General features: G+C 36.3%; 1 protein-coding gene. It reads right to left on the bottom strand.

Annotated features, from left to right (window positions below):
* Nucleotides 1–37: 37 nt before the first annotated feature.
* A complete protein-coding gene (locus FTU05_RS17695; RefSeq protein ID WP_004278529.1) occupies nt 38–1024 on the bottom strand; it encodes an IS110 family transposase in 987 nt (328 codons plus the stop codon).
* Nucleotides 1025–1245: the final 221 nt, after the last annotated feature.

Raw genomic sequence — 1245 nt, forward strand, 5'->3', positions numbered from 1 at the left:
CTGAGATACCGTCTTGGTAGTCAATCAGGTTTTGAGATTATTCGACCAATAAATAATCTCTTTGATAGGCAGTCTGATGTTTTAAAACGCCATAACACAGATGTATAAGCTTGCGCATTGCAGCACCTAAAGCACACATTTTATTTTTACCCTGGCTTAATAATCGTTGATATAAAGCTTCAATGTGTGGATTATATTTAATCGCTGTTAATGCTGACATATACAATACTGAGCGTATTTTACTGTCACCTGCTTTTGATAAGTGACTTTGCTTGTTGACTGAACTGCCAGACAACTGATGTACTGGAACCAAACCTACATATGCAGCAGCTTGACTTGCTTTTTCAAACTTGTGCGAATGAAATAACCCCAACAGTAATAAGCCTGATCGTTCACCGATTGAAGGAATAGTTTGCAGTAATTTCAAATCCTGTTTCAATGTTGGATCTTGATCTATGTGATTATTTATTAACTTATCAATATGTTCAAGTTGCTGATTTAAATACTCAATATTCTCTTCAAGTAATTTAATCACAACAACGGAGGTATGAGTGGACTGCGCCTTTTCAAGTCGATTCTTTTCCTGCAATAGACTACCTAGATAGACATCTCGTCTGCCTAGTAAAGCTTTTAATAATCTGACATTTTCAGGTTCAGGCTGCCATATGATTAACTTTGCGGTGTAACCATAACGTGAAAGAGCTTCACTATCAGCTTTATCCGTTTTATTTAGCATGGACATGCCTTTGGCAAAGGCTCTTACTCGTGAAGGATTAGCCACACAAACCTTTACACCTGCATCATATAGATAATATCCCAAATTCTCATGATAAACCGAAGTCGCTTCCATGATTGCTGTCACTTGATCAGGTTCAATTTTAAGAGTGATGAGCCATTTGAGCAGACTGCCAAAGCCACTTTCTGTATTAGTAAATATTTTATTTTTTCTTTTTCCAGTCAAACCTTGAGGGAAAATGCAACAATCTATTTTGGTTTTACTGACATCAATACCTAGCATAATCATGGTGATATTCCTTGAGTTTAAGCTATGATTTTTATCCCATTAACCATCATCTTACCTTGTGAATACAGCATCAAAGTGCTTAGTTACCGTTCAGAGTTGTATGAGGGATAAGGGCAAATTGTAGGTTTTATCTCAGGTTCAAATTTAAGATTTTAGCAGCACTCCAAACTCTACAATTTGCGTATAGTGGTAGCTAATCACTATATCAATCAAGATACAAG

The organism is Acinetobacter sp. YH12049, from assembly GCF_013419875.1.
Lineage (GTDB): Bacteria > Pseudomonadota > Gammaproteobacteria > Pseudomonadales > Moraxellaceae > Acinetobacter > Acinetobacter amyesii.

Bases quoted from the DNA above. Each gene is read 5' to 3' on its own strand.
- FTU05_RS17695 (WP_004278529.1), bottom strand. From the start codon at position 1,024: ATGATTATGCTAGGTATTGATGTCAGTAAAACCAAAATAGATTGTTGC.